At 69.9% G+C, this 24672-nt stretch carries 25 protein-coding genes; 3 read left to right on the top strand and 22 right to left on the bottom strand.

From position 1 onward, the window contains the following. Window positions 1–3: 3 nt before the first annotated feature. From ACIBJH_RS26780 to ACIBJH_RS26740, 9 genes are read right to left on the bottom strand one after another with little or no spacing between them, the layout of a single operon-like run. Window positions 4–822, bottom strand: a complete 819-nt coding sequence (locus tag ACIBJH_RS26780; protein ID WP_399119410.1) for an SDR family oxidoreductase — start codon at window positions 820–822, stop codon at window positions 4–6. Next, the gene (locus tag ACIBJH_RS26775; protein ID WP_399119409.1) at window positions 819–1274 is read right to left on the bottom strand and encodes a VOC family protein; all 456 of its coding nucleotides are present in this window, start codon (window positions 1272–1274) and stop codon (window positions 819–821) included. The genes ACIBJH_RS26780 and ACIBJH_RS26775 overlap by 4 nt, the downstream gene beginning before the upstream one ends. Continuing rightward, entirely contained in the window at window positions 1271–2329 is a 1059-nt protein-coding gene (locus tag ACIBJH_RS26770; RefSeq protein WP_399119408.1) for a CaiB/BaiF CoA transferase family protein, read from the bottom strand. The genes ACIBJH_RS26775 and ACIBJH_RS26770 overlap by 4 nt, the downstream gene beginning before the upstream one ends. Beyond that, a complete protein-coding gene (locus tag ACIBJH_RS26765) occupies window positions 2326–3282 on the bottom strand; it encodes an LLM class F420-dependent oxidoreductase (RefSeq protein ID WP_399119407.1) in 957 nt (318 codons plus the stop codon). Before ACIBJH_RS26765 ends, ACIBJH_RS26770 begins: the two co-directional genes overlap by 4 nt. A gap of 31 nt (window positions 3283–3313) precedes the next feature. Continuing rightward, window positions 3314–3712, bottom strand: coding sequence for a cobalamin B12-binding domain-containing protein (locus ACIBJH_RS26760; RefSeq protein ID WP_200711216.1), 399 nt, complete (start codon window positions 3710–3712; stop codon window positions 3314–3316). After that, complete coding sequence (locus ACIBJH_RS26755) at window positions 3712–5313, bottom strand: methylmalonyl-CoA mutase family protein (protein WP_399119406.1); 1602 nt, start codon at window positions 5311–5313, stop codon at window positions 3712–3714. Before ACIBJH_RS26755 ends, ACIBJH_RS26760 begins: the two co-directional genes overlap by 1 nt. Then, window positions 5310–6737, bottom strand: a complete 1428-nt coding sequence (locus ACIBJH_RS26750; RefSeq protein WP_399119405.1) for a FadD3 family acyl-CoA ligase — start codon at window positions 6735–6737, stop codon at window positions 5310–5312. The genes ACIBJH_RS26755 and ACIBJH_RS26750 overlap by 4 nt, the downstream gene beginning before the upstream one ends. Continuing rightward, window positions 6734–7912 carry an amidohydrolase family protein gene (locus ACIBJH_RS26745; RefSeq protein WP_026178744.1) on the bottom strand — a complete coding sequence of 393 codons (1179 nt, stop codon included), beginning with the start codon at window positions 7910–7912 and terminating at the stop codon, window positions 6734–6736. The genes ACIBJH_RS26750 and ACIBJH_RS26745 overlap by 4 nt, the downstream gene beginning before the upstream one ends. Before the next feature lie 35 nt (window positions 7913–7947). Further along, on the bottom strand, window positions 7948–9486 hold the full coding sequence (locus ACIBJH_RS26740) for an AMP-binding protein (protein WP_399119404.1): 1539 nt from the start codon (window positions 9484–9486) through the stop codon (window positions 7948–7950). Window positions 9487–9550: 64 nt separating this feature from the next. On the opposite strand from ACIBJH_RS26740, the gene ACIBJH_RS26735 reads away from it, so the two are divergent. The 3 genes from ACIBJH_RS26735 to ACIBJH_RS26725 are packed head-to-tail and all read left to right on the top strand — an operon-like array spanning window position 9551 to window position 12091. Beyond that, on the top strand, window positions 9551–10564 hold the full coding sequence (locus ACIBJH_RS26735; RefSeq protein ID WP_399119403.1) for a 2Fe-2S iron-sulfur cluster-binding protein: 1014 nt from the start codon (window positions 9551–9553) through the stop codon (window positions 10562–10564). Window positions 10565–10569: 5 nt separating this feature from the next. Beyond that, a complete protein-coding gene (locus ACIBJH_RS26730; RefSeq protein ID WP_399119402.1) occupies window positions 10570–11289 on the top strand; it encodes an enoyl-CoA hydratase/isomerase family protein in 720 nt (239 codons plus the stop codon). Continuing rightward, window positions 11282–12091: an alpha/beta hydrolase fold domain-containing protein gene (locus ACIBJH_RS26725; protein ID WP_399119401.1), complete on the top strand. Its 810-nt coding sequence runs from the start codon at window positions 11282–11284 to the stop codon at window positions 12089–12091. The genes ACIBJH_RS26730 and ACIBJH_RS26725 overlap by 8 nt, the downstream gene beginning before the upstream one ends. Here ACIBJH_RS26725 and ACIBJH_RS26720 read toward each other — a convergent pair. The 13 genes from ACIBJH_RS26720 to ACIBJH_RS26660 all read right to left on the bottom strand — a co-directional run bounded on the left by ACIBJH_RS26720 (window position 12045) and on the right by ACIBJH_RS26660 (window position 24662). Next, window positions 12045–12617, bottom strand: coding sequence for a TetR/AcrR family transcriptional regulator (locus ACIBJH_RS26720; protein WP_399119400.1), 573 nt, complete (start codon window positions 12615–12617; stop codon window positions 12045–12047). The genes ACIBJH_RS26725 and ACIBJH_RS26720 overlap by 47 nt on opposite strands. 97 nt (window positions 12618–12714) lie before the next feature. Then, on the bottom strand, window positions 12715–12903 hold the full coding sequence (locus ACIBJH_RS26715) for a ferredoxin (protein ID WP_399119399.1): 189 nt from the start codon (window positions 12901–12903) through the stop codon (window positions 12715–12717). Next, window positions 12900–14195, bottom strand: coding sequence for a cytochrome P450 (locus ACIBJH_RS26710; protein ID WP_399119398.1), 1296 nt, complete (start codon window positions 14193–14195; stop codon window positions 12900–12902). Before ACIBJH_RS26710 ends, ACIBJH_RS26715 begins: the two co-directional genes overlap by 4 nt. 70 nt (window positions 14196–14265) lie before the next feature. Further along, complete coding sequence (locus tag ACIBJH_RS26705; RefSeq protein WP_399119397.1) at window positions 14266–15117, bottom strand: NAD(P)-dependent oxidoreductase; 852 nt, start codon at window positions 15115–15117, stop codon at window positions 14266–14268. Then, window positions 15117–15668 (bottom strand): DoxX family protein, encoded by a 552-nt coding sequence (locus ACIBJH_RS26700; RefSeq protein ID WP_399119396.1) that lies wholly within the window; start codon window positions 15666–15668, stop codon window positions 15117–15119. Before ACIBJH_RS26700 ends, ACIBJH_RS26705 begins: the two co-directional genes overlap by 1 nt. Beyond that, complete coding sequence (locus ACIBJH_RS26695; protein WP_399119395.1) at window positions 15665–16582, bottom strand: alpha/beta hydrolase; 918 nt, start codon at window positions 16580–16582, stop codon at window positions 15665–15667. The genes ACIBJH_RS26700 and ACIBJH_RS26695 overlap by 4 nt, the downstream gene beginning before the upstream one ends. Continuing rightward, window positions 16579–18240, bottom strand: a complete 1662-nt coding sequence (locus tag ACIBJH_RS26690; protein ID WP_399119394.1) for a thiolase C-terminal domain-containing protein — start codon at window positions 18238–18240, stop codon at window positions 16579–16581. The genes ACIBJH_RS26695 and ACIBJH_RS26690 overlap by 4 nt, the downstream gene beginning before the upstream one ends. Further along, window positions 18237–19613 carry a cytochrome P450 gene (locus tag ACIBJH_RS26685; protein WP_399119393.1) on the bottom strand — a complete coding sequence of 459 codons (1377 nt, stop codon included), beginning with the start codon at window positions 19611–19613 and terminating at the stop codon, window positions 18237–18239. Before ACIBJH_RS26685 ends, ACIBJH_RS26690 begins: the two co-directional genes overlap by 4 nt. Window positions 19614–19649: 36 nt before the next feature. Then, the gene (locus ACIBJH_RS26680; RefSeq protein ID WP_019069976.1) at window positions 19650–19844 is read right to left on the bottom strand and encodes a ferredoxin; all 195 of its coding nucleotides are present in this window, start codon (window positions 19842–19844) and stop codon (window positions 19650–19652) included. A gap of 42 nt (window positions 19845–19886) precedes the next feature. Continuing rightward, window positions 19887–21251, bottom strand: coding sequence for an ABC transporter substrate-binding protein (locus ACIBJH_RS26675; RefSeq protein ID WP_399119392.1), 1365 nt, complete (start codon window positions 21249–21251; stop codon window positions 19887–19889). Between the two features lie 41 nt (window positions 21252–21292). Beyond that, window positions 21293–22498: a CaiB/BaiF CoA transferase family protein gene (locus ACIBJH_RS26670; protein WP_399119391.1), complete on the bottom strand. Its 1206-nt coding sequence runs from the start codon at window positions 22496–22498 to the stop codon at window positions 21293–21295. Then, window positions 22495–23934, bottom strand: coding sequence for an aldehyde dehydrogenase family protein (locus ACIBJH_RS26665; protein WP_399119390.1), 1440 nt, complete (start codon window positions 23932–23934; stop codon window positions 22495–22497). The genes ACIBJH_RS26670 and ACIBJH_RS26665 overlap by 4 nt, the downstream gene beginning before the upstream one ends. Then, window positions 23931–24662, bottom strand: coding sequence for an SDR family oxidoreductase (locus ACIBJH_RS26660; RefSeq protein ID WP_399119389.1), 732 nt, complete (start codon window positions 24660–24662; stop codon window positions 23931–23933). Before ACIBJH_RS26660 ends, ACIBJH_RS26665 begins: the two co-directional genes overlap by 4 nt. Window positions 24663–24672 lie beyond the last annotated feature (10 nt).

The following is a 24672-nucleotide window of genomic DNA, read 5'->3' as shown; positions in this document are numbered from 1 at the left end:
GCGTCACCGGACCGCCGCACACACTCCGCCGTCGACGAGAACGTCGATCCCGGAAACGAAAGCGGCCTCGTCCGACAGCAGGAACGCCACCGCCGCCGCGACATCCTCGGCCCGCCCCGTCCGGCCGAGCGGTGTCCGTTCCACGAGCGCGGCCATCGCGGGCTGGGCCGCTGCCTCCTGCCGCCCCTGCGGGGTGTCGATGACACCCGGTGAGACGGAACACGCACGGGCACCGTACGGCCCCAGCCGTACCGCCTCCCGTCGCACGAACCGGTGCACCCCGTGCTTGGCCCACGCGTAGGCGAGCCCGGAGTTCTCGACAGCGGGCCCGAGGGCGTCCCGGAGCCGGTCGAGGAAGTCGTCCCTGAGCGGGTCGTCGAGGATCGCCGCCACGGCGGGATCGGCGTCCAGGTTGCCGAGCAGCGGGGCCATCGAGGCGAAGCACACCAGTGCCGTTCCCTCGGTGGCGAGCGGGCGGAGAGCCTCGGCGAGGCGGGCGGTGCCGACGAGGTCGACCTCGAAGATGCGCCGCCAGTCGGCCATGGTGGGTGAGATCCCGGCGGCGTGGGAGACGGCCCTGAGGGTGCCCGATTCTGCTGTGCGGGAGGCGAGTTGGGCGAGTCCGGCCGGGTCGGTGATGTCGAGGACGAAAGGTTCGATCCGCACCTCCCCGTCCGCGGCCGACAGTTCCTTCGCGGCGGCGGTGACGGCCGGTTCGTCGTGGTCCACCAGCAGCAGTGTGTCCACCAGGTCGGTGAGACGGCGTGCGCAGGCCAGTCCCATGCCGCGCCCGGCGCCGGTCGCGATGCCCACGGTCGTCATGCGGTCCCTCCTCCGTGGCTCCAGTACTTCTCCAGGCCCGGCCGCGCCACCCGGTCCACGAGTTCCACGAGCAGTCCGCTGGGCCCGCGCAGGAAGGCGAAGGGCGCGCCCCCGGAGCCGATCCGGCGTGCCTCGGTCACGAAGCCCTGCGCGGTGAGTTCGGCGGCGTCGGCTGCGACGTCGTCCGACCAGTAGCCGACGTGGTGCACTCCCCCACCGGCCACCGGTTCCCACAGGGTGCCCGGCACCCGTCGGACGATCTCCAGTCGAGGCAGTGTCCGGGAGTAGGCGCAGCTGATGTCGAGAACGGCGTCTCCGGTCGGCAGCGCCAGCGGCACCGCTCCCCCGATCTCGGCGCACCACGCGTACCCGAACGCGGCCGAGAACTCCGCCAGGGTCGCCTCGAAGTCCTCGACGACCAGCCCGAGATGGAACTGGTCCTCGGCCCTCATGACTCCACCACCGCCCCGGACACGTCATGCTCACCGAGGCGGGGCGGCGGCCCGTAGTCGGGCTCGTACCCGGCGACCCGGACGGGGCTGCGGACCAGTCGAAAGTCCCCGGCCGTGACCACGGCCTCCGGGGTGGCGGCGAGCGCCTGCGGCAATGTCCGGACGGCGGCGGCGGGCACCCCGAGGGGACGCAGCCGCGCCTCCCACGACGCGGCCGTGTCGCCGGCCAGGGCATCTGTCACAGCTGCGAGTACTTCCTCCCGGCGCTTCGCCCGTTCCGCCATGGTGGGGAACCCTTGAAGTCCGGCCTCGGCGGCGAAGGACTTCCAGAAGCCGTCGTGGGTGATGAAGAGCGCCAAGTAGCCGTCGGCCGTGGGGAAGAGCTGGGCCGGTACGTAGAAGGAGTGCGCGCCGAGCGGCAGTCGGCGCGGTTCGGTGTCCTCGTTGAGGTAGGCGGAGGCGCGGTAGTTGAGCTGAGACAGCATCACGTCCCGCAAGGACACCTCCACTTGGCCGCCGCGTCCGGAGACGATGTGGGCGAGGAGTCCCAACGCGGCTGTCAGACCCGAGGAGTTGTCGGCGGAGGAATAGCCGGGGAGGGTCGGCGGACCGTCCGGGTCGCCGGTGAGGGCGGCGACGCCCGTGGCCGCCTGAACCACGTAGTCGAAGGCGGGTTCGTCGCCCGCCGCGAGCCCGTATCCGGTGAGCGCGACGCACACGATCCGGTCGTTCCACTTCCGCAGCACGTCGTACGTCAGCCCCAGCCGGTGGATCGCCGACGGTTTGAGGTTGACGAGCAACGCGTGGGCGTCGGCGACGAGTTCACCGAGTCCGGCCTGTCCGTCGGCGGTCGTGAGGTCGAGGCGGACGCTGCGCTTGCCGCGGTTGAGGCTGGCGAAGTAGGCGTCGCTCACCTGGCGCGAGATGTCCCCGCCGGGCGGCTCGATCTTGGTGACCTCGGCGCCGAGGTCGGCGAGCATCATCGTGGCGTAGGGGCCTGCCAGCATGTGGCCGACCTCCAGGACGCGGATGCCGTCCAGCGGTCCGGCGGTCATCGCAGGTCCGCGGCGAGGGCGGCGAGCATGTCGCGGGTGCGGTACTTGGAGGCGACCAGCTCGTCGCGGTTGTCGCCGATGGGCAGCAGCCGTACGGAGAGGTCGGTCACCCCGGCGTCCGCGAAGCGCTGGAAGCGGGCGGCGATGGCGTTCTCGTCGCCGGCCGCGCACAGGTCGCCGACGTCGCGGGCGTCGCCGTAGTCCAGCAGGCGCTGGTAGTTGGGCGAGATCTCGGCCTCGCCGAGGATGCGGTTGGCGCGCTCGCGGGCCTCGTCGACGCGGTCGGGTGCGCACAGGCAGACCGGGATGCCCGCGACGATCCGGGGTGCCGGGCGTCCGGCGCTCTCGGCGGCCTTGGTGATGCGGGGCACGACGTGTTCGGCGACCGCGCGTTCGTCCGCCATCCACAGCACCGTCCCGTCGGCCCGTTCCCCGGCGAGCCGCAGCATGACCGGGCCGAGGGCCGCGAGCAGAACCGGCAGCCGGGAGACGGGGGCGAGGGTGAGCGGGTTGTGGACGGTGAAGGTGTCGTTCTCGACGTCGACCATGTCCGTTCCGGCGAACGCGGCGTCCAGGACGTCCAGATGGTCGCGGGTGAGGGCGGCCGGTTTCTCGTACGGCAGTCCGAGCATGTCCCGGATGATCCAGTGATGGGACGGGCCGAGCCCCAGCGCGAGTCGTCCGCCTGCCGCCGCCTGGGCCGAAATGGCCTGCCGGGCAAGGGCGATGGGGTGCTGGGCCTGCAACGGCACTACGGCGGTGCCCAGTTCGATGCGCTCGGTGCGCGCGCCCATCAGCGCGACCGCCGTGAGCGCGTCGAAGTCGGTCGGGATCTGCGGCACCCACACGGTGTCGAAGCCCGCCTTCTCGGCCCATGTCACGTCGTCGATCATCCGCGTGACCTTGCGGACCGAGTCCCCGCGCTCGGGCCCGATCATCACTCCGATGCGCACGCTGCCTCCAGGTTTTCGGGTTGCCGCCGGGTCATGGCGAGGTGACGGATGTCAGGGCGCGCATCTCGGTGACGAGGGCGTCGAGCGGTGTGCCCGTGGGGAAGACCGCGGCGGCTCCGGCCGACAGCAGTTTCGGTACGTCGGCCGGTGGGATGGTGCCGCCCACGACGACGGCGATGTCCTCGGCGCCCGTGGCACGCAGGGCCTCGATCACGCGGGTGGTGAGAGCGAGATGTGCGCCGGAGAGAATGCTGAGACCGACGACGGCCACGTCCTCCTGAACGGCGACGGCCACGATGTCGTCGACGCGCTGCCGGATCCCGGTGAAGATCACCTCGAAGCCCGCGTCGCGCAGGGTCCGCGCGACGATCTTGGCTCCGCGGTCGTGTCCGTCGAGCCCCGGTTTGGCCACCAGTACACGGGAGTTCATCAGAACACCACCGGCTGCTGGAACTCGCCCCAGACCGCCTTGAGCGCGGCCACCATCTCGCCGACCGTGCAGTAGGCCTTGGCGCAGTCGATCAGGATGGGCATGAGGTTGTCGGTACCTTCCGCGGCGCGGGCCAGTTCGGCGAGACGTTGCCGTACGAGGGCCGCGTCGCGGGTGGCCTTGACGTCGGCGAGGCGCTTCAGCTGCCGGTCACGGCCCTCCGCGTCCAGTTCGTACGTGGCGAGGTCGGGCGGCGGCTCGTCGGAGACGAAGCGGTTGACGCCGACCACCGGACGGGTGCCCGCCTCCACCTCACGGTGCAACTGGTAGGCCTCGTCGGCGATGAGGGTCTGCAGATAGCCGTCCTCGATGGCCCGGACCATGCCGCCGTACCGCTCCAGGTCCTCCATGATCTCGACGATGCGCTCCTCGGTGGCGTCGGTGAGCGCCTCCACGAAGTACGAGCCGCCGAGCGGATCCGCGACCCGGGCAACACCCGTCTCGTGGGCGAGAATCTGCTGCGTGCGCAGCGCGAGTGTCGCCGACTCCTCGCTGGGCAGGGCGAAGGGCTCGTCCCAGGCGGCCGTGAACATGGACTGGACGCCGCCGAGGACCGAGGCAAGCGCCTCATAGGCCACGCGGACGGTGTTGTTCTGCGCCTGGGGTGCGTAGAGAGAGGCACCTCCGGCGACGCAGCCGAAGCGGAACATGGCCGCCTTGTCGCTGTCGGCGCCGTACCGCTCGCGCACGATGGTCGCCCAACGCCTGCGTCCGGCACGGTACTTGGCGATCTCCTCGAAGAAATCGCCGTGCGTGTAGAAGAAGAAGGAGACCTGCGGGGCGAACTGATCGATCGTCATACGCCCCCGGGCGAGCACCGTGTCGCAGTAGGTGACCCCGTCGGCGAGCGTGAACGCCATCTCCTGCACGGCGTTGGCACCGGCGTCGCGGAAGTGCGAGCCGGCGACCGAGATCGCGTTGAAGCGCGGTACTTCGGCCGCGCAGAACTCGATGGTGTCCGCGATGAGTCGGAGGGACGGTTCGGCGGGCCAGATCCAAGTGCCCCTGGACGCGTACTCCTTGAGGATGTCGTTCTGGATCGTGCCGGTGAGCTTCGCGCGGGGTACCCCAGCCCGTTCGGCGGCGGCGACGTAGAAGGCGAGCAGGATCGCGGCGGTGCCGTTGATGGTGAAGCTGGTGCTGATCCGGTCCAACGGGATGCCCTCGAAGAGGACTTCGGCGTCGGCGAGCGTGTCGACGGCGACCCCGACCCGGCCGACCTCCTCGCCGACTTCGGGGTCGTCGGAGTCGTAGCCGCACTGGGTGGGCAGGTCGAGCGCCACGGAGAGTCCGGTGCCGCCCTGTTGGAGGAGGTAGTGGTAGCGGCGGTTGGACGATTCGGCGGTGCCGAAGCCGGAGTACTGGCGCAGGGTCCACAGCCGTCCCCGGTATCCGGTGGCGTAATTGCCGCGCGTGAAGGGGAAGTTGCCCGGCGCGGGCGGCTCTGCCTTGACGTCGTCGGGGCCGTAGACCGGTTTGAGGGGCAGGCCGGACGCGGTCCGGACGGGTTCTTCGCCCTGGGGCGGTGTGGGAGGCGTCATCGCAGGAGGTCCTTCATCACCTTTCCGGTGGCGTTCAGCGGCAGTTCCGTCAGGAACTCCACGGACCGGGGCACCTTGAACCCGGCCATCCGGCGCCGGCTCCACTCGATCAACTCGTCGGCGGTCAGCGGCTGTCGGAGGACGACGAAGGCCTTGCCGACCTGTCCCATCCGTTCGTCCGGGACACCGATCACGGCGGCCTGGGCGACCGCCGGGTGTTCCATCAGGAAGCCCTCGATCTCGGCCGGGTAGGCGTTGAAGCCGCCGACGATGAACATGTCCTTCTTGCGGCCGACGATCCTCAGATAGCCGCGTTCGTCGAGCGTGCCGAGGTCCCCGGTGTGCAACCAGCCGTCCTCGTCGATGGCTTGGGCGGTCGCCTCGGGGTCGTTGAAGTAGCCGCGCATGACGCTGTAGCCGCGGACCAACACCTCGCCGTCGTCGGCGATGTGGACCTCGACGCCGTCGCAGGGGGTGCCGACGGTGGTGGCGATGTCCTCGAAGGAGTCGCCGGGGCGGGTGGCGGTTGCGGTGCCCGCCTCGGTCAGGCCGTAGCCCGTCATGATCGAGGTGAAGGGCAGTTCGGTCATCACGCGGCGGATCAGTTCGACGGGGATGTCGGCGGCGCCGGTGACCGCAACTCGCAGTGAGGAAAGGTCTCTTGAGCCTCGGTCGGTGAGCAGGGAATGGTAGAGCGTGGGCGGGCCGGGCAGGACCGTCACCTTCTCGCGCTCGACCAGGTCGAGGACCTTCTCCACGTCGAAGACGGGTACGGGCAGGATGGTCATGCCGCGGATCAGCGAGGCGACCATGCCCGCCTTGAAGCCGAAGATGTGGAAGAACGGGTTGACGATCAGATAGCGGTCGCCCTCCCTGACCCCGGCGAGGTCGCACCACTCCGTGTACAGGCGGAGCGTCTGGGCGTGGGTCATCAGGACGCCTTTGGGGCGGCCGGTGGTGCCCGAGGTGAAGACGATGTCGCTGACCTGGTCGCCGGTCACCTTCCGCTCGAAGGGCGAACCGCTCGCCAGGAAGCCGGACTTGAGGTCGATGACCGGCACACCGGGCGGTGCCTTGAAGTCCAGGCCGAGGAAGCCCTCCTGGACGAGAACGGCCTTCGCACCGCTGCGCACGATGATGTCGTGGGCCTCGTCCGCCTTGAAGCGGGTGTTGACGGGCACGACCACACCGCCCGCGGTCATGAGACCGAAGGCGGCGACGATCCACTCGGCGGAGTTGGGCGCCCAGATCGCGACCCGGTCGCCCTGCTCCACCCCGGCCGACGCGAACGCCCCCGCAGCCACGCGCACCCGCTCGACCAGCTCGGTGAACGTGAGGCGGAGCGGGCCGTCCACCACGGCTTCGGCGTCACCGAAGCGGTCGGCCGCGCTCAGCACCATCTGCGGGATGCTCTCCCAGGTCATACGCCGATCAGGCGGGCGAGGTTGCCGCCCATGATCTTGGCCTGGTCGGCCTGCTTCATGCCCTGGATGGCGTCGATGTAGGAGACCGGGTCGGCCAGCCCCTCGGGGTGGGGGTAGTCGGACCCGAACAGGACACGCTCGACGCCGACGACCTCGGAGAGGGCGGCCATGTCCTCCTCCCAGAACGGGCTGATGTGGATGCGGTTCCTGACCTCTTCGACCGGGTCACCGAGGAAGCCCTTGGGCTGCTTCTTGTAGGTGCTGGCGAGTTGGTCGAGCAGCGGCAGCAGCCACGAGGAGCCGTTCTCGATGACCGAGACCTTGAGTTCCGGGAAGCGGAACAGGGCTCCGTGGCAGACCCAGGACGCGACCGCGTCGGTGACCGGGCGCCACTCGGACATCATCCGGAAGACCTGCGCCTGGAACGGCGTCATCTCCTGGCTCTTGCCCTCCCAGTCGCTGGAGTAGCGCGAGTAGCCGCTGTCGGAGGAGTGCATGGCCACCAGCACACCCGCCTCCTCGACCCGCTTCCAGAAGGGGTCGAACTCCGGCAGCGCGAAGGACCGCGACCCGCCGTACCCGGGGACCGGGGCGGGCCGGACGAGAATCGCCCGCGCTCCGCGCTCAAGGCACCACTCCAGTTCGGCGATCGCCTTGTCCAGGATCGGCAGGCTGATCACCGGGGTGGTGAAAATGCGGTTCTTGTAGTTGAACTGCCAGGTCTCGTGCAGCCATTGGTTGAGGGCGTGCACGACGACGTGGATCAGCTCGGGGTCGTCCCGCATCCGTTCCTCGACGAGGCTGGCGAGGGTCGGGAACATCAGGGTCTGCTGGATGCCCAGGTCGTCCATGAGGGCCAGGCGCGGCGCGGGTTCGCGGAACGCGGGGATCGACCGCATCGGCTCGCCGAACAGCTCCCGGTGGGACTTGCCCTCGGGGTTGCCCTCGCGGAAGTAGTCCTCCCAGGCGCCGGGCCGGGCGACGACCTCGAAGGTGGGGTTGGGGATGTAGTCACTGATCTGACCGCGGATGGCGATCTTCGTACGCCCCTTCACCTGCACATACTGAATGGCGCTCGCGTACTGCTTGGGCAGGTACCGGGTGAGCGCGTCCTCGGTCTCGTACAGGTGGTTGTCCGCGTCGAACAGCGGATACGGCGGCACACGCGATGGCATGAGATCCTCCTTCGCAGATTACGAGAATCCTATTCTCACTCTTGATGGGCGGCAATATCCTTGCGGAGAACGAACTTCTGGACCTTGCCGCTGGCGGTGCGCGGGAAGTCCTCGACGACGTGCAGCTCCTCCGGCCACTTCTGGCGGGCCAGCCCCGCCGCGCCGAAGTGGGCGCGGAGATCGTCGAGGGTGGGTTCGGGGTGGCCGGGCCTCAGTCGTACGACGGCTGCCGCGTGCTCGCCGAGGCGAGCGTCCGGGGCGGCCACGACCGCGGCCTCGGCGACGGACGGCAGGGCGAGGAGGACCTCCTCCACCTCCAGCGCGCCGATGTTCTCGCCGCCGCGGATGATGATGTCCGCCTTGCGGTCGGTGATGGTCAGGTAGCCGTCCTCGTCGAGCCGGCCGATGTCGCCGGTGCGGTACCAGCCGTCCGCGTCGAAGGCGCACTCGGTGAGGGCGTCGTCGGTGTAGCCGAGACACAGGTCGGGGCCGCGGCTGAGGATCTCGCCGTCCTCCGCGAGCCGGATCTCCACTCCGGCCAGCACGTCTCCGTCGGTGTAGAGCCGTTTGCCCTCGGGCGCGGTGTGACTGGAGGCCGTGATCGAGGGGTGCTCGGTGCTGCCGTAGGCCCGGAAGACAGTGATGCCGAGGTCCGCGAGTCGTCTGGTCACGGCGTTGGGTACGGCCGCACCGCCGAGGCCCGCGTACTTCATGCCTGCCAGGTGGGCGGGCGTGAAGTCGGGGTGGTCGAGCAGGCTCGTCATGTAGTAGGCGGCGCCGCCTCCGACGGTGAGTCCGTCGCGGGCCATCAACTCCAGTGCCTGGCCCGGGTCCCAGGTGTCGGCGAGGTTGACCGGGCTGCCGTCGAGGACGGGGATCAGGAAGGCGTTGACCATGCCGATGAAGTGGCCGACGGGGGCGGAGGTGAGCTGGTTGCCACGGTCCGGTGGGTAGCGGCCGGCCAGTTGGCGGGTCTCGAAGCCCAGGGTGTGGTGGCTGTGCACAACTCCCTTGGGATCGCGGGTCGTTCCGGAGGTGAAGGCGATCAGCGCCGGGCCGGCCGGGTCCGTCGGTACGACGCCGGGCAGCGGTTCGTCGGCGAGCAGTTCGTCGAAGTCCCGCCCGACGACACCGACCACGGGGATCTTCGCGCTCAGGTCGGGGTCGTAGGAGAGATGCCCGAACCGTTCGGCCGTCACGAAGACCTTGGGTTCGACCGTGTCCAGGATGTAGCCGACTTCCTTGCGTCCGTAGAAGTGGACGATCGGCACCACGACCGCGCCGAGGAACGCCGAGGCCCAGAAGACGGCGGCGGCCTCCATCCAGTTGGGCAGCTGGAGTGCCACCACGTCGCCGGGGGCGACACGCCGTTCGCGCAGTCCTGCGGCCAGTCGGCGGGCCGTCAGTTCGACCTCGGCGAAGGTGCCTTCCCAGGGCCGTACCGCCGAGTGCACGCGGAACGCGGCGCCCGGGGCGGTCTCCAGTCCCCGCGCCAGCAGGTCACCGATCGTCTCCCCGGTCCACCACCCCTCCGCCTCGTAGCGCCTGACCAGTTCAGCGGGGACAGTCCGCACGACAGGAACTTCCTCTCGTCATTGAGAATTGCACTCTCTCAGAGCGAGAAGGTAAATTCCATACATGGGACGAGACCACGGGTTCCACCCGGTCCGGATCACCCGGATCATCCAGGAGACGCCCGACACCCGGACGTACGTACTCGACGCGCCCTTCCCGTACCGGGCGGGCCAGTTCGTCACGATCAAGGCCTGCGGCACGCTGCGCAGTTACTCGATGTCCAGTTCGCCGGAGACGGACGCCGAGTTGATGACGACGGTGAAGCGGGTGCCGGGCGGTCTGGTGTCCAACTGGATGCACGACCATCTGGCCCCCGGCGACGTCCTCGAAACCACGCTGCCCGCAGGGGTGTTCTGTCTGCGGGAAGGCGAACAGGCGGGCTCCGCCCACGAGTTCGCCGCTCCGGTGGTGGCGTTCTGCGGGGGCAGCGGGATCACCCCGGTCCTCTCGCTCGCCAAGTCCGCGCTGGCCGGCACCGGGCGCCCGGTGCGGGTGCTGTCAGCCAACCGGGACGCGGGTGCCGTCATCTTCGCCTCCGCACTGGGCGAGTTGGAGCGGCGGTACCCCGGACGGTTCGAGATCCGGCACCACCTCGACGACTGGGAGGGATTCGTCACGGCGGACCAGGTACGGGAGTTCGCGGGCGGCGACACGGACGCGGACTTCTACCTCTGCGGGCCCGCGCCCTTCATGGAGCTGGTGGAGAACGCGCTCCTCGCTCACGGAGTCGCCCCGGAGCGGATCTTCGTCGAGCGGTTCGCGCAGGCCGCCGATCCAGTGCCCGAGGAGGCCCCTGAGCAGGAGGGGACTCTGACGCTCGTGCTCTCCGGCAAGCGGCACACGCTCGCGCAGCGTTCCGGCGAGACGTTTCTGGAGAGCGCGCGTCGGGCGGGTCTGGCCCCGCCGTTCTCCTGCGAGGCGGGCAACTGCGCCACCTGTATCGCCCAAGTCACCGAAGGCGAGGCCAAGATGCGCGTCAACAACGCGCTCGACGAGGACGAGATCGCCGAAGGCTGGGTCCTGACCTGCCAGGGCGAGCCGACCACGCCGCACGTCACTGTCGTATACGAGGACTGAGGCCCATGGACGTAGATCTCGAACTCGACGAGGGCCTGGCGGTCATCACCATCGACCGTCCGCAGGCCCGCAATGCTATCGCCCAGGCCACCATGGACGAACTCGACAAGGCGCTCGACGCGGCCTCCGGCGCCAAGGCACTGGTCGTCACCGGCGCCGGCGACCGGGCGTTCGTCTCCGGCGGGGATCTCAAGCAGCTCAGTGCGGTCCGGACCGAGGAGGACGCGATGGCCATGGCCCTGCGGATGCGGGGGATCTGCGACCGCATCGCGAACTTCCCGGGACCGGTGATCGCCGCGTTGAACGGGCACGCGTTCGGCGGCGGCGCCGAGGTCGCGGTGGCCGCCGACATCCGGGTCGCCGCCGACGACATCAGGATCGGTTTCAACCAGGTGGCGCTGGCCATCATGCCGGCGTGGGGCGGCGCCGAGCGCCTTGCCCAACTCGTCGGCAGGGGGCGGGCGTTGATGCTCGCCGGGGCCGGGACCGTACTTGGCGCGGCCGAGGCCCAGCGCGTCGGGCTGCTCGATCTCGTGCTGCCTCGCACGGAGTTCGCCGAGGGCTGGCGGACCCTGGCCAGGTCACTGGCGACCGACCCGGCGCGGGAGATCAAGCGCGTGATGAGCGGGGCGATCCCGGAGGAGGAGGCGGCCCGCGCCTTCGCCCGCCTCTGGGTGTCCGACGAGCACTGGCAGGCAGCGGAGAGGGTGATGTCCCGTGGGTGACACACGAGTTGGGGCGACCGGAGCGAGCGCGGACCTGGCCGACGTACGAGCGAGGACGGCTCGGGCGGGGGCCGACGACGGGCGGGTGCGGGTCGAGTCGAGCCCGGTCGGGCCGATCGTGCGGCCGCCGGACGCGAGCGATCTGGTCATCCTGTATCTGCACGGGGACCGGCAGTTGTCGGGTTCTCCGGAGTCGGCGGTCGACCTGGCCGAGCGACTCGCCTTGCGCACGGGGGCGGTGGTGGTGTGCCCGCGCTACCGTTCGTCGTTCCCGGGGGCTCTCGACGACGTGCACGCCGTGTACAGCTCGTGCCAGGCCCGTGGTCCGGTGGCGCTGGCCGGTGAGCGGCTCGGGGCCGGGCTCGCGGCCTCGCTGCTGGTGCGGCTGCGGGACATGGGGGCGGCCGAGCCGGACTGTGCGGTGCTGAGCTCGGCGCTGCTGGATCTGACGCTGGACGCGCCGAGTCTGCTGTTCAACGCGGCGGCCGATCCGGGCTTCGACATCGACGAACTCCGGCTGCACGCGGCCCGGTTCGCGGCCGGCGCCGACCGGACCAATCCGCTGCTGAGTCCGCTGCACGCCAATCTGCACGGACTGCCGCCGATCCAACTGCTGGTGGCGGGGACCGATCCGCTGCTGGACGACTCGCTGTCGTTCGCCGCCCGCGCGGCCCGGTCCGGTGTCACGGTGGATCTCCGGGTGCGGCCGGACGCGGTGAGTCTGCATCCCGAGAGTGTGACGGCGATGGCCGATTTCATACAGGCGTGGGCCCGAGCAGCACACCCATCACCTCGCGGATGATCTCCGGGTAGTCGGTCTGCTCCTCGTCGAGCATCCACTGCTGCTGGACCCCGTCGAGCATCGCCACCACGGCGGTGGCGGCGGCTCGCGGGGTCAGACCGCTGGGTACGCGGTCGCCGTAGAGCGCGGTGAGGTGCTCGACGGTGTGCTCCTGGATCGCCCGGTAGTAGTCGTGGCAGAACCGCAGTGCCTCGTCGCTGCCGGTGACCCCCTCGGCCACGAGAACGCTGTGGATCTGGGCGAGACCGGGGTTCTTGTGGTCGTAGGTGATCACCTCGGCGAGCAGCCCCGGGAGGTCCTCGCCGGGGTCGGCGCTCAGCGCGGCCAGGTGTTCGCGGGTGAGGTCCTCGCGGAGCTGGACGAGGGCGAGGAGCAGCCGTTTCTTGCTGGGGAAGTAGTGCAGAACGCCCTGTCTGGTCAGACCGGCGCGCTCCGCCACTGCGTCGATGGACGCCTTCTTGTAGCCGCGCTCGGCGAACACCGCCAGCGCGGCGACAAGGATCTCCTCGTATCGGGCCGACGTCATTGGGGACCCCTTTCACCGCGGCAACACCGATGTGACACTACGGTTGCCATGGCGACAGGGCGACCCTTCCGGCCATCGACGGACGCGGGTGAGCGGGCTAGTGCACCGTGATGGCGCGCTCGGGGCAGCTGCTGATCGCCTCGCGGACCTGGGCCTCGTACGCGGCGGGGACTTCCGGGGTCAGCACCTCGGCGTAGCCGTCGTCGGTGAGGTCGAAGACCTCGGGGCAGATCGACCAGCAGATGCCGTGGCCCCGGCAGCGGTCCGTGTCGATGACGGCTTTCATCGGGCGGGCTCCTCGGCGAGCGTGAACTCCAGGTTCAGATGGGTGAGTCCGCGCAGGATGTACGTCGGCAGGTAACGGTAGTTCCGTGCCTCGGCGGGGCCGTGCACGCTCTCCGAGATCCTGATGTCGGTCGTACGGTCGAGGATGCGCTCGATGCCCACCCGGGCCTCGGCGCGGGCCAGCGGGGCGCCGGGGCAGGTGTGGGGGCCGCGGCCGAAGGCGAGGTGGTGGCGGGCGTTGGCGCGGGCCGGGTCGAAGGTCTCGGGGTCCTCGAAGTGGCGCGGGTCGCGGTTGGCGGCGCCGTTGAGGACCATGAGGGTGGTGCCGGCCGGGATGTCGACGCCGCCCACCGTGGACGCCACGCGCGACAGCCGGAAGTCGCCCTTGATCGGGCTCTCCGTGCGCAGCGTCTCCTCGATGAAGTTCGGGATGCGGTCGCGCTCGGTGCGCAACAGGTGCTGGAGATCGGGGTCTTCGGCGATCAGCTTGAGGGCGTTGCTCAGCAGCCGGACGGTCGTCTCCTGGCCGGCCGCGAACAGGTTGGTGGCCACGCGGGCCACGTCGGCGACGTCGGGGGTCGACCCGTCGGAGAACTTCGCGAGGGCGAGGCCCGTGATCACGTCCTCGCGCGGCTCACGGCGGCGCTCCTCGACATAGGCCGAGAACTGCGCGTAGAGGTACTGCAGCGGCGAGTACGCCAGCTCGCCGTCCGTGCTTCCGACGCCGCCCCGCGGCTGGTGTTCGAGGCCCTCCACGAACGTGTTGCGGTCCTCGTCGGGCACTCCGAGCAGGTCGGCGATGACCCGCAGGGTGAAGGGACCGGCGAACCCGCTGATGAAGTCGCCCTCGCCGGCGGCGAGATACGCGTCCAGCTGGGCGTCGGCGAGGTGCCACATCGACGCCTCGTTCTCCTTGAGGCGGCGCGGGGTGATCATCCGCATCAGCAGACCGCGGTGGTCCGTGTGCATGGGCGGGTCGAGCGTCGGCAGCTGGTCGCTCATCGGGAGCTGGTCGCGGTACTGCTCGATCAGCGCGCTGACGTCGACATCGCCGTCCAGCGGGACCGGGAACCCGGGGAACGGGCCGGTCACCGAGAGACAGGACGAGTACGTGTCGGAGTCGTTGAGGACCTGGATCGCCTCGTCGTAGCCCGTCACCATCGTCACGTCGTGGTGGCTCTCACGCAGCACCGGGCACTTCCCGCGCAGGGCCGCCAAATAGGGATAGGGGTCCGCGACGACCTCGTCGTCCTGGAAGAAGTCGATCGCCTCGAAGTCCTTCACGGTGTGCACGGTTCCCTTCCGTCACCAGTCTGACGACGAGCGACGATATCAATCTTCTCCACTGGCGAGAAGCTCGTTTTCACTTTCGTGGAGCGGGAGTCGGGGCCGCCGTCAGGCGCCCTTGGCCCATGCGGTCCAGGGCCGCGTCGGCCGCCGCGAGTGCGGTGCCCGCCGTGGCGTCCGCCGACTCGGCGAGGCCGGCCAGGAGTCTCACGTCCTTGCGGAGCAGGGGTCCCGCGCGCTCCGCGAGAGGGTCGAGCGTGCCGCCCGCGGACTTCACGCGGTCGAGGGCGAAGCTCGCTCCGCTGCCGTGGAGCACGGCTTCGGCGAGAGCGCCGCGGTCGATGCCGAACTCCGGTGCCAGGGCCAGCGTATCGGCCGCGGTCGCCAAGTTGGCAGTGAACAATAGGTTGTTGAGAAGTTTGGCGATCTGTCCCGAGCCGAGCGGGCCCATGTGCAGCACGGGATCGCCGAAGGTCTCGAACGCCTTGCGGCAGTAGGCGACCGTGCCGGACTCGCCTCCCGTCATCACCAGCAGCCGGCCCTCGGCGGCGGCTCGTCCGCCGCCGCTGACCGGTGCGTCGACCACCGACACGCCGTGCGCCTTGGCCCGTTCGGCCAGCCGCCGGCAGGTGTCGGGGTGGACCGTGCTGTGCACGGCGATGACTCCGCCCCGGCGCAGGCCGGTCAGTACGCCCTGCTCACCCGTGACGACCTGTTCGACGTCGGCGTCGTCGACGACACAGACGCACACAAGGTCGCTGGCCGCGGCCAGTTCGACGGGTGACGCGGCGCGCCGGGCGGCCGTGTCCCCGAACGCGGCGAGGGTGGCCGGGCGGCGCGCCCAGAGCGTGGTCTCGAAGCCCGCCTCGACGATCCGGCGTGCCATGGGGGCGCCTTGGCTGCCCAGCCCGATGAATCCGACGCGCATCAGCGGGCCTCCTGGTCGACTTGCTCGGGGGTGTTGTCGGCCGCCAGCGTTTCTGCGGCGGGCTCCGGTCGCCAGAACGTGCCCAGCAGTCCCCCGGTCGCCACCACGGCCACGCCGAGCGCGATCGCGCCACCGGTCCAGCCGGTCAGGTCGAGGCCGGCCGCGTGGTCGAGGGACCAGCGGCCGGGGCCCAGCACCGCGAGGGCCAGGGCGACGACGGCGAGCGTGAGGACGTACTCGTAGCCGTCCTTGAAGACGAAGAACCCGTTGGGCCGGTGGGCGAGCAGTCCCGCGACCAGCATCACGGAGACGACGGCGGCACAGGCCAGCGGGGCGAGGAGACCGAGGACGAGCAGGAGGCCCGCGCCGACCTCGGTGAGCACGCTCATCCAGGCCTGCAGCACGCCCTGCCTCAGGCCGAGTCCGGTGAACCAGCGGGCAGTGCCCTCGATCCTGCCGCCGCCGCGCCAGTGATTCAGCCCGTGCATGATCATGACGAGTCCGACGACCACTCGTACGAGCAGCAGTACGGCGTTGTCGGCGTCGCTCATCCGGCTCTCCTCGGCAGACGGTCGATCCCGTCGTTCTCCCGGCCGAGCACGCACTCCTCGACGAACGAGAGGATCTTCAGGTGGTATCCGGTCGCGGTGCGCCCGATGCTCAAGTTGTGGCCGCTGTCGGCCTGTTCGTCGGTGACGACCCGTGGGGAGGCGGTGAACAGGCTCGCGATGTCGGCCATGGCCGCGGGCCCGGAGCTCCACACGCGTTCGTGGTCACCGAGCGTGTAGTGCACGGGAATCCGCACGTGGGCGGCGACTTCGGCGAACTCCAGCGGCCAACGGCGGGCCACGGTGCCTTCGTACGGCGGACCCGACGACTGGATGCGGGCGGCACCGACGACTTCGGCCGGATACAGGCGCGACGGCTCCCACAGCAGGTCGCGCAGTCCGGGTCCTGACCGTCGCGGCTCGGCCGGGTCGCGCCGCCTGAAGTCCAGGATCTCGACGGCGGCGGGCGCGTGATGGCGTCCGGTACCGGCGATCTCCAGCCCGAGAAGGTCGCTGCGCCGTTCGTCACCGGCCATGCGCACGCCCAGGGCGCAGCCGATCGAGTGCGCCCACAGGAACAGGCCCGCTCCGCGCGGACGCGAGGCGAGCAGCTGGTCCACCACTCCGTAGGCGAGGTCGACGCGTCGCGCCGGGGAAGCCATGCTCTCGCCGTACGGAGCCGAACTCCCGTATCCGGGGCGGTCGATGGCGACGGTGGTGTAGCCGAGTGCCGCCGCCGTGCGCAGGAGGGACAGGCGGGGCTGGTCGGGGTAGTCGAAGTAGCGGGAGGTCACCGCTCCCCCGTGCAGCGCGACGAGGACCGCGCGCGGTTCGCGGGCCTCGCACAGCAGCGCCGACATGGGGATGCCGTCGACGTCGACGACGCGCGAAACGACCTCCGTGGTACGTGGGTTCATCCGTCCGCCCGGAAGAGGATCACGCCGCTCGGGGTGAGTCCGCCGCTGCTCGCCACCGCCACCCGGGCGCCTGCGACCTGCCTCGGCCCGGCCGCGCCACGCAGCTGGGTGATGGCCTCGTGGACCAGTCCCATGCCGTGGGTGCGGCCGTGGGAGAGCTGCCCGCCGTGGGTGTTCAGCGGCAGTACGCCGTCCCGTGCGATGTTCTTGCCGCCGTCCAGGAAGTCCTTCGACTCGCCGATGCCGCAGAACCCCAACCCCTCAAGCCAGGAGAGGCAGTTGAAGGTGAAGCCGTCGTAGAGTTCGGCGACGTCGACGTCCTCGGGGCCCAGCGAGGTGCGGGACCACAAGTGGGCGGACTGTCCCAGCACTTGAGGCTCGTGGGTCAGCGTGCTCTGGTCCCATTCGAGCCGTTCCAGGATCTGGGTGCCGACCGCCTCCACCAGCACGGGCGGTTGGGCGAGGTCCCGGGCCGCGTCCACGGCCGACACGATCACGGCGACCGCTCCGTCGCAGGGGACGTCGCAGTCGTAGAGGCCGAACGGGGTGGTGATCGGGCGGGCGCCCAGGTAGTCGTCCATGGTCAGCGGGTCGCGGTAGACCGCCGTGGGGTTGAGTGCCGCGTTGGCCCGCTGGTTGAGGGCGATCCAGCCGAGGGTCTCGCGGGTGGTGCCGTAGCGGTGGAAGTGGCGTTGGGCGTTCTGGGCGAGGGTGTGCGCGGCCGAGGTCGCGCCGAACGGCTTCATCCAGCCGTCCAGTTTCCGCGGCGGGTCCTGCGCGATCCGGCCGCGGCGTACAAGCTCGCCGTACGACGCCTCCCAGACCGTGCGGAAGCACAGGACGTGCCGGGCAAGTCCGCCTGCGACGGCGAGCATCGCGGAGATGAGGGAGCCGCAGGGACCGAAGGTCTCGCTGCCGCCGTTGTACCAGGTCGGTTCGAGGCCGAGGGCGGATTCCAGGGCGGTGACGCCACCTTCGCCGAAGCCGCCGTACGCGGTGCCGGCGCCCGGGTAGGTGGCCAGGCCGTCGATGTCGTCGACGGTCAACCCGGCGTCGGCGATGGCCTGTTGGCAGGCCTGGACGGTCAGGGACACCGGTGGGACCAGGAGGCGGCGGCCTATCTGCGACATGCCGATGCCGGTGATCGCGACCTTGTCCTCGAACTTCTCGGTCGACACCATCGGCCGTACCCGGCGGGCGAGTTGGCGGGTGTCCACCTCGGCGAGCGGCAGCGGGTCCGGGGCCGGACGTTCGGGTGCCGGGCGGAACAGGGGCAGCCAGGCGTCCTCGACCTGCTCGAAGACGACCTCCATCCGCATGCCCAACTCCAGCTCGTCCGCGGTGCATTGGACGGCGTTGGTGGTGAGGCGGACGCGGGGGTCCTCCTCCAAGGCGACCTGGGCGACGACGTAGGGCGCGGGTAGGCCGGGCAGGGCGAAGCGGTGGTTGACGGTGAAGCCGATCAGCGTCGCACGGCCGGAGACTGCGCGGACGCCCATGTCGTGGCCGTGGCAGTACCGGCACACCGGCTGCGGCGGGTGGATGAGGGCCTGGCAGGACCCGCACTCCGTCAGCCGCAGCCGGCCGTCCGCGCCGGAGGTCCAGAAGAACTCGTTCTCCTCCGTGATCACCGGTCCCGGGCGCTGACTGTCCGTCATGTGTCGATCCGTGCCGTGGACTTGCGGACGGTGACGGGTTCGGCGAGGCGCTGTTCGTCGCAGAGCTTCTGGAGTTCGGCGAGGGTCTCGTCGAGTCCGGCGCCGAGCCGCTTGCCCGGGGTGAAGGTGGCGGGGAGATGGCGCATGCCCTGGATGACGCCGATGGTCTCGTAGTGCACGGCGCCTTCGGGGGCGCACTCGTAGTCGGGCATCCGGTCGAGTACGGCCGTCACCATCCGCTTGAACACGGTGCGGGCCACGTTGGAGCCGATGCAGCGGTGGATGCCGAGGCCGAAGCTGCTGTGGCGGTTGCCCTTGCGTTCCATGTCGACGCGGTCCGGGTCGGGGAAGACCGACGGGTCGCGGTTGGCCATCGCCCAGGAGAGCCAGAGGCGTTCGCCCTCCTTGAACCGGGTGCCGGCGATCTCGCAGTCGGCGGTGATGGTGCGGCCGTCTCCGGGTGCCGGGGTGTAGAAGCGCAGGAACTCCTCGGTCGCGGAGTCCAGCAGGGTCTTGCGCTCCCGGCTCAACCGGGCCCGCTCCTCCGGGTGTTGGGAGAGCCATTCGAGGGAGTGGGCGGTGAGCGCGGTCGTGGTGTCGAAGCCGCCGCCGATCAACAGTGCGCAGACGCCGAGGAGTTCACCGTCATCGGGGTTGCGGCCGTTGATGTCGGCGCGGACGAGCGCGTCCACCAGGCCGGGGCGGGGGTTCTTCCGGATCTCCGCGAGCTGGGCCATGAGGTCCATGCCCATCTTGCGGCTCAGGTCCAACACTCGTTGCATGTCGGGTGAGTTGGGCGGGGTGTAGACGGAGGCGTGGGCCGGTTCGTTGTAGATGGTCCAGCGCTCCAGCGGGATGCCCATCATCGCCAGGGTGAGCACGGCGGGGACGATGTTGGCCAGGTCGTCGACGAAGTCGATGTGCCCGGACTCGATCTTCTCGTCGATGCTCGCGCGGACGACCTCGTCGACGAACGGGACCCAGCGCTGGATCGCGGCCGGCGACAGATACGGGTTGAGGGTCTGCCGGTAGTGCCGCTGGTCCGGCGGGTCCATCTCCAGGAAGCCGCCCTGGGCCTCGCGGGCACGGGGCGGCGGGGGGATGGAGATGCCCTTGTAGCCGCGCCGCTCCCCTTTCACGTCATGGTCGTTGGAGAGGAACTCGGCGGACCGCGCGAGTTCGAACACCTCACGGTTGCCACTGGCGACCCAGTGGCCGCCGTGGGCCTCCGTCCAGGCGATCGGGCACTGACCGTGCAGTTCGTGGGTGATGTCCTCGAACCGGTCGCGGTAGTCGGGGGTGTGCCGGTCGAAGTGCACCAGGTGGTGCTTGCGGCCGCCGTCGTCGTCGACGGCCGCTTCTTCCGTGGTCATGCGGAGTCCTCTCCTGCTCGGTGGATGAGGTGGGGGTCAGGAGATGAGGGAGATCGCCCGCTCGGGACAGGACAGGACCGCCTCGCGGACGTCCGCCTCCTGATCGGCGGGGACTTCTTCCGCTACGACCGAGGAGTGTCCGTCGATCTCGCTGAGTTCGAAGGTGTCCGGTGCGCGCATCGCGCAGAGCGTGTGGCCCTGACAGCGCTCCGGGTCGACTCGTACCTTCACGGTCCTTCCTTCCTGCCGTGGTGAACGGGGGGCGTGGCGTGGTTACTTGAGGTCGGACAGCGACTTGCCGACGTCCGCCAGGGTCGGCGGCTTGCCGTAGTTCCCCTTGAACTTGTAGGCGGGCGCGTCGCAGCGGTAGACACCCTCGGTGGGCTTGAAGTCGGCCGGCACCCAGCCGCTGGTGGTGGCCTTCTCGACGTTGAAGCACTTCAGGGGCTCGTCCGGCGAGGAGAGGTTGACCGAGGCGTGGAGCCCTCCCCCGGTCCAGTCGGTCTGCTTCTTGGCGTTCTCAAGGACACAACTGCGGGTCAGCTCGGCGCAGTCGCGGGCCGAGGTGGCGAACAGCAGCCAGCTGGAGAAGGCCTGCATGGCGGGCAGGGTGAGCTGCGCGTCGGGCGCGTACTTCTTGAACAGGGCGACCATCTCCTTCGTCGCCGGGTTGTCGTCGGCCTTCTCCAACGGATATCCGTTGATGGAGGCGAAGTTGGTCTGAGTACCTAGCGCGGGACCGGCCAGCTTGAGGAAGGCGGGACCGTAGGCGTTGCTGTTCGCGTCGATCCAGTCGAGCTTGTAGTCGATGTTGGTGAGCGCCTGCTCCAGCTTCGCCAACTGGGTGAAGTCACCCAGGAAGACGAGTCCCTTGACCTTCTTCGTCTTGATGGACTGGGCGTACGGCGTCCAGTCGGAGACCCCCTGCGCGGGGTAGAGGTCGGAGTAGGTGACCTTGCCGCCCATCGCGGTGAGGACTTCCTTGTCCTGGGCCGCGAGGAGCTTGGTGATGGGCACGTCTCCGGTGATGATGCCGACGCCGCTCGCCGACGAGGGGTAGGCCTCCTTCAACAGCCAGGAGTAGTAGCCGGCGTAGGGCGAATAGCCGGTCGAGGCGCCCATGGCCATGACCTGGAGGTCCGCGCCGATCTCGGAGGTGACCTGTGCCGGGAACTCGGGGAGCAGGCACTTCAGGCGGGTCTTGACGCCCAGGCCGTCGAGGGCCGCGCCGCCGCCCACCTCGAAGAAGTCGGTGCGGCAGGCCGAGATCATCTGCTGGTTGACCTGCATGAGCTGGGCGTCGTGCGTGACGGGTGTGATCTTGCGGCCGTTGATGCCGCCGGCCGCGTTGCACCAGGAGGTGAAGACCTTCGCCGCGTTCTCGAACTCCGGGTTCTTGGTGAACCCGACGTCGGAGAAGACGCCGACCTTGATCTCGGAGCTGGTGACGCCCTGGCTGGTGACGGACTTGGCCGTGCCCTTGCCGCAGACGGACTTCAGCGTGCCGAAGTCCGCGGTCGCCGTGTCGGCGGCTCCGGTGGTCGAAGGGCTGGTGGTGTCCGCGGACTTGGTGCGGCCGGAACATCCGGCCGCGGCCGCGAGGGCCAGGACCAGGGCGGGGATGAGCAAGCGTCTCATCGGTTCTCCTCGTTGAGAATGTGAGTCCCGCTGTCGGGTGATCAGGTGACCGCGCCCGCCGCCTTGAGCGCGATGATGCGGTCCCAGTCCAGGCCCAGTTCGAGGAGGATCTCCTCGGTCTGGGCGGCGAACTCGGGTGCGGGCCCGAGTTGTGGGGCTTGCACGTCGAACTGCACGGGGCTGCTGACCAGTTCGAGTTCTCCTGCCTGCAGCAGGTACTCGTTGGCTCTGATCTGCGGGTCGTCGCCCACTTGCAGGGAGTCCTGCACCGGGGCCCACGGCCCGGCCAGGGTGGCGAAGCGCCGGCTCCACTGCGCGAGGGTGCGGGTGGCGAGGACCTCGCGCAGGATCTTGACGGCCTCCGCCGTGTTGGCCACGAGGTGCTCGGCCGTGTCGAAGCGTGGATCGTCGGCGAGTTCGGGCCGGTCGATGTGCCGGCACACATCGGCCCAGAACTTGCCGGGCTGCATCATCACGAACGCCAGGTGGTGGCCGTCGGAGGTCTCGTACAGCCCGGACAGGGGGTTGGTGACCGAGCCGTGGGTGCCGACGGGCGGCGGGATCCAGGGCTTGCCGAGGTGCAGGGAGAGCGCGGTGGCGTGACCCATCGCCCACAGCCCGCTGCCGAGCAGGGAGACGTCCACGACAGACGGTTCGCCGGTGCGCTCGCGCTTCAGGAGCGCCGCCGCGATGCCGCCGGCGAGGTTGGTGCCGGAGATCGTGTCGCCGTAGGCCGGTGACGGCGGGTTGATGATGCCGTCCGTGCCCTGGGGCGTGATGCTCGCGGCGGTGCCGGCGCGGGCCCAGAACGCCGTCATGTCGTAGCCACCCTTCCCCGCTTCCGGTCCACGCGGCCCGAAGGCACTGCCCCGGGCGTAGACGATGCGGGGGTTGACGGTACGGATGTCGTCGACGTCGATGCCGAACTTGTCCCGGTGGCCGGGAAGGAAGCTGGTCAGGAACACATCGGCGTGCCGGGCCAGTTCGTACAGCACCTCCTTGCCCTCGGGCCGGGAGATGTCGAGACCGAGGCTGCGCTTGCCGCGGTTGGCGTGCTCGACGTTGGGGTTGGGGTCGCCCTCGACGCGCATCGTGCCGGTCTGCCGGAGACCGCGTTGCGGATCGCCGGTGACCGCGTGCTCGACCTTGATGACATCCGCTCCCCAGTCGGCGAGGACGGCTCCCGCCGAGGGCACGAAGCCGTACATGGCGACTTCGAGGACGCGGATTCCGTCGAGCGGCATCATGACCGGACCACGACCGCGAAGGACTTGTACTCCAGGAACTCCTCCAGGCCCGGCACTCCGCTCTCCCGGCCGATGCCCGACTGCTTGTAGCCGCCGAACGGCACGTCCGCCGCGAAGTAGTTGCCGCCGTTGATGCTGAAGGTGCCGGTGCGGATCCGGCGCGCGAGGGCGATGGCCCGCTCGTCGTCGCCGCTCTGGATGCCGCCGGAGAGACCGAAGATGGAGTTGTTGGCGATGCGCACGGCGTCGTCATCGTCGTCGTACGGAATCACCACGAGGACCGGGCCGAAGACCTCGTCCTGGGCGATCTCGCTGTCCGGGTCGACGTTGCTGAGGAGGGTCGGCCTGTAGAAGAAGCCGGGGTCGACCTTCTCGCCACCGGTGACGAGGTTCGCGCCGGCGGCTACGGCCCGCTGCACCATCCCGTCGACCTTCTCGCGCTGGCGCTCGCTGATGAGCGGGCCCGCGAAGGTCCTGGGGTCGGCGGGGTCGCCGAGCTGGATACGGGCGAGGCCCGCGGCTACCTTCTCGACAAGCTCGTCGTGATGTTCCCGGGGCACGAGCAGCCGTGAGGTCAGCGCACAACCCTGCCCGGAATGCGAGCAGATGGTGCCGGCCGCGAACATCGCGGCGGTGCCGAAGTCCGCGTCGTCCAGGACGATCATGGCGGACTTGCCGCCGAGTTCAAGGAAGACCTTCTTCACCGTGCGGCTCGCGGCCTCCATGATGCGGCGGCCGGTCGCGGTGGAGCCGGTGAAAGTGATCATGTCGACGTCGGGGTGCGTGGTGAGCGTTTCGCCGACGTCGGCGCTGGAGGAGGTGAGGACGTTGACGACTCCGGGCGGGAAGTCCGTGTGCTCCGCGATGAGTTGACCGAGGAACAGGGTGGTCAGCGGGGTGTCCGGGGCGCCCTTGAGAACGACCGTGCAGCCGGCCGCGAGCGCGGGTGCGAGCTTGGCGAGGGCCAGTTGGTTCGGGTAGTTGTAGGCGATGATCGCGGTGACGACCCCGGCGGCCTCCTTCTCCACCCAACGGCGGTGGCGCTGACCGCGGATCTCGACCTCGCCCAGCTCCTCCGTCAGCGGGTACTTGCGCAGCAGGTCGGCGTAGAACCGCACCAGCTTGACGGGGTCGTCGAGTTGGGGGCCGTAGGTGAGCATGCGGGGCGCGCCGACCTCGGCGATCGTCAGCTCGCGCAGTTCCTCGACGTGGTCGAGGAGCGCCTGGTGCAGCTGGTCGAGACAGCGGATGCGCAGCTGTACGTCGGTGGACCAGGCGGTCGTGTCGAAGGCCGTGCGAGCCGCCGCTACGGCGGCTTCGGCCTGGGCGGTGGTGGCCTCGGGGGCGTGGCCGTAGACCTCGCCGGTGGCGGGGTTGAGGGAAGGGAACGTCCGCTCCCCGTCGACCAGTTGACCATTGATGAGCAGCCGGGTCACAGCCGCACCACCTGTCCGCCGTCCACGCTGATGGTCTGTCCGGTCAGCCAGCCGGCGTCGTCGGAGAGCAGGAACAGCACGGTGGGGGTCAGGTCGCCGGGGGTGCCCATCCGTTTGATGGCCAGGGCCTGGGTCATCCGCTCCTGGAACTCGACCGGTACGACGGTGGCCGTGGCCTCGGTGTCGGTGGGGCCGGGGGCGATGCCGTTGACGCGGATGCCCCGGCCGCCGAGTTCGGCGGCGAGGGACGCGGTGAGGTGGTTGATGCCGATCTTGGCCAGGCCGTAGTAGCCGCTGGCCATGTAGGCGGCGGCGGAGGACTGGTTGACGATCGCGCTGCCCTCGCTCAGGTGCGGGACGACGGCCCTGGTGACGTACAGGGCGCCCATCAGGTTCACCTGGATGAAGCGGTTGAGGTAGTCGAGGTCGACGGTGGTCAGGCCCTCGCGCCGCATGCTGTGGTAGATCGCCGCGTTGTTGATCAGGTAGTCGATGCGGCCGAACTCGGCGACGGTGGCGGCGGCCAGCGCGTCGGCCGAGGCGGGGTCCCCGACGTCGACCTTGACGAAGAGCGCGGAGTCCAGCTCCTTGGCGACCCGCTGCCCCTGCTCCTCGTTGATGTCCGCGACCACGACCCGTGCGCCCTCGGCGGCCAGCGCCCGGGCGTAGTCCTCGCCGATTCCCTGTCCCGCTCCGGTGACGATCGCCACCTTGTCCTGGAACCGCATCCTGTTCTCC

This window comes from Streptomyces sp. NPDC050548 (assembly GCF_044457385.1).
In the GTDB taxonomy this organism is placed as follows: domain Bacteria; phylum Actinomycetota; class Actinomycetes; order Streptomycetales; family Streptomycetaceae; genus Streptomyces.
The sequence above is the reverse complement of the archived record's forward strand: the minus strand, read 5'-3'. Positions and strand labels throughout refer to the sequence as shown.

What these genes read in the sequence shown, in the direction of transcription:
- ACIBJH_RS26780 (WP_399119410.1), bottom strand. Translation starts at nt 822, where the DNA reads ATGACGACCGTGGGCATCGCGACCGGCGCCGGGCGCGGCATGGGACTG.
- ACIBJH_RS26775 (WP_399119409.1), bottom strand. Translation starts at nt 1,274, where the DNA reads ATGAGGGCCGAGGACCAGTTCCATCTCGGGCTGGTCGTCGAGGACTTC.
- ACIBJH_RS26770 (WP_399119408.1), bottom strand. Translation starts at nt 2,329, where the DNA reads ATGACCGCCGGACCGCTGGACGGCATCCGCGTCCTGGAGGTCGGCCAC.
- ACIBJH_RS26760 (WP_200711216.1), bottom strand. Translation starts at nt 3,712, where the DNA reads ATGAACTCCCGTGTACTGGTGGCCAAACCGGGGCTCGACGGACACGAC.
- ACIBJH_RS26755 (WP_399119406.1), bottom strand. Translation starts at nt 5,313, where the DNA reads ATGACGCCTCCCACACCGCCCCAGGGCGAAGAACCCGTCCGGACCGCG.
- ACIBJH_RS26750 (WP_399119405.1), bottom strand. Translation starts at nt 6,737, where the DNA reads ATGACCTGGGAGAGCATCCCGCAGATGGTGCTGAGCGCGGCCGACCGC.
- ACIBJH_RS26745 (WP_026178744.1), bottom strand. Translation starts at nt 7,912, where the DNA reads ATGCCATCGCGTGTGCCGCCGTATCCGCTGTTCGACGCGGACAACCAC.
- ACIBJH_RS26735 (WP_399119403.1), top strand. Translation starts at nt 9,551, where the DNA reads ATGGGACGAGACCACGGGTTCCACCCGGTCCGGATCACCCGGATCATC.
- ACIBJH_RS26730 (WP_399119402.1), top strand. Translation starts at nt 10,570, where the DNA reads ATGGACGTAGATCTCGAACTCGACGAGGGCCTGGCGGTCATCACCATC.
- ACIBJH_RS26720 (WP_399119400.1), bottom strand. Translation starts at nt 12,617, where the DNA reads ATGACGTCGGCCCGATACGAGGAGATCCTTGTCGCCGCGCTGGCGGTG.
- ACIBJH_RS26715 (WP_399119399.1), bottom strand. Translation starts at nt 12,903, where the DNA reads ATGAAAGCCGTCATCGACACGGACCGCTGCCGGGGCCACGGCATCTGC.
- ACIBJH_RS26705 (WP_399119397.1), bottom strand. Translation starts at nt 15,117, where the DNA reads ATGCGCGTCGGATTCATCGGGCTGGGCAGCCAAGGCGCCCCCATGGCA.
- ACIBJH_RS26700 (WP_399119396.1), bottom strand. Translation starts at nt 15,668, where the DNA reads ATGAGCGACGCCGACAACGCCGTACTGCTGCTCGTACGAGTGGTCGTC.
- ACIBJH_RS26695 (WP_399119395.1), bottom strand. Translation starts at nt 16,582, where the DNA reads ATGAACCCACGTACCACGGAGGTCGTTTCGCGCGTCGTCGACGTCGAC.
- ACIBJH_RS26690 (WP_399119394.1), bottom strand. Translation starts at nt 18,240, where the DNA reads ATGACGGACAGTCAGCGCCCGGGACCGGTGATCACGGAGGAGAACGAG.
- ACIBJH_RS26685 (WP_399119393.1), bottom strand. Translation starts at nt 19,613, where the DNA reads ATGACCACGGAAGAAGCGGCCGTCGACGACGACGGCGGCCGCAAGCAC.
- ACIBJH_RS26675 (WP_399119392.1), bottom strand. Translation starts at nt 21,251, where the DNA reads ATGAGACGCTTGCTCATCCCCGCCCTGGTCCTGGCCCTCGCGGCCGCG.
- ACIBJH_RS26670 (WP_399119391.1), bottom strand. Translation starts at nt 22,498, where the DNA reads ATGATGCCGCTCGACGGAATCCGCGTCCTCGAAGTCGCCATGTACGGC.
- ACIBJH_RS26660 (WP_399119389.1), bottom strand. Translation starts at nt 24,662, where the DNA reads ATGCGGTTCCAGGACAAGGTGGCGATCGTCACCGGAGCGGGACAGGGA.